Origin of the sequence: Teredinibacter waterburyi (assembly GCF_001922985.1) — a bacterium.
Taxonomy (GTDB): domain Bacteria; phylum Pseudomonadota; class Gammaproteobacteria; order Pseudomonadales; family Cellvibrionaceae; genus Teredinibacter; species Teredinibacter waterburyi.
The window spans coordinates 1-1,508 of the sequence record NZ_MRUH01000149.1 but is presented as its reverse complement, the minus strand read 5'-3'; the positions used below and the strand labels follow the sequence as shown (position 1 = coordinate 1,508).

Sequence of the window (1,508 nt, the reverse complement as noted above, 5' to 3'; positions counted from 1 at the left end):
GCTTCGCCACTTTACCGCAAAACTCCACTTCACACGCGGCACAGGTTAACGCGGCGTTAGGCGAAGCTAATGAAGATCTCCTTAATAATTTTCGTACTCGCTTTATCTGGCTGTAGTTGCTTGAGCAAGATCGAGCAAGAAGAACCTGAAGGCGAATTATTTATCTCAATGATGATGGTTGAAGGGGCTTTTTCCGGACCAATAAAGGGCAAGACTGGATTCGCTTTCTATATTGAGCAACCAAGAAATGTAAATACAATTGGCCCATTTCTGAATGGATACAGATATATAGACGGAAAGCTTGTAGAGGTTTTTGATCACGGCTCAAGCGCACGTGATTACATTGCTAAAATTGAGGATCTAGATTTTAAACCTTTCGATTATGAAGTTGAGCTAGAGAAGGCTGTCAAAAAAGCTCAAAATGACTATGAAATTGTGGTTTTAGGTGTTCGTGACGGCGCAAAATGGGAGCTTAAAATAAATACCCCATATGGAATGTTTGTTTTAAACAAATGGAACCCTGGCGGAGAAATCGAATTTCTAGCTCCATATAATGAGAATTTTAGTAAACTTAATGCAATTATAGAAGCTTTGGCAAACTACTATGGTTCTTACCACTTACATATGTAAAAAAGTGCCTAACAAGTTTGTCCACCCGACACCTTGTCCGTCGCTGCGTTTTGGGGTGGCTGCGCCACTGTACCCCAAAACTCCGCTATGGCCAAAGTGCGGGTGACAAAAGCGTTATGCATCAGGTTAAGCCATGAGAATTTTTATCTTACTAATATTTATCTCAAGCGGAGTTTTAGCCTGCCCCGAAAATGAAGATGAAATAATTAATCGCGAAATTAACGAAATTATTCAGCTCGCAATTGATCTCCCTGAACTTCAGGAGTATTACCATCTGGATTCGTTCCCAGGGCGTCGTCCGCTGGTGATTGGTTTGCCCGTAGAACTGGATCTAATAACAATCGACAATGTGACTAAATTCGGAGTTCCTGCTGTAAGGTATACGGGCTCTATACATGGTCCTGTATTTCAAATATCAAACTATGAAGTAACAAGCTGGAATATATCATTTGAAGCAACCTATAAAGTCGAAGGTATTCGATTAAAATATGTTTTCGAAAAATCAAAGGGTCATTGGTTCATAAAGAATAGTGAAATTGCTGAAGAGTAAAATGCATAACAAGTTGCTCAAGTACACTCCGCCAGCAAAAGGCGCTGGCTCCGCGGGACAAACTGCTGCGCAGTTTGCCCCTTAGCAAGGCGTTATGCGTGGTATTGAAAAAAGCGCTTTGTCGGTTTTAGGTTGTTGTCAGTTGTCTTTTTAGTTTGTGCCGCTCCAGCAGCGGTTTAGTTGGGAAAATCGCAGTGATGCAGTCGGGGAGTGGCAATCAATTTCTAGTCAGTCGTGTCCGCACTATGTCTCCCGTCGTTGTTCTCAGCGTTTTCTTTTTAGGCAGTACCAAATCAATCCGTAGAGTAACCTTCTTGTAGTATTATTT

Annotated in this window: 2 protein-coding genes; both read left to right on the top strand. The window is 41.6% G+C overall.

Annotated elements, in window-relative coordinates; all coding sequences use genetic code 11:
• Positions 1–120: 120 nt before the first annotated feature.
• On the top strand, positions 121–630 hold the full coding sequence (locus IDZ20_RS10940) for a hypothetical protein (protein WP_121495350.1): 510 nt from the start codon (positions 121–123) through the stop codon (positions 628–630).
• 133 nt (positions 631–763) lie between these two features.
• Positions 764–1,180, top strand: a complete 417-nt coding sequence (locus tag IDZ20_RS10935; RefSeq protein WP_188151474.1) for a hypothetical protein — start codon at positions 764–766, stop codon at positions 1,178–1,180.
• Positions 1,181–1,508 lie beyond the last annotated feature (328 nt).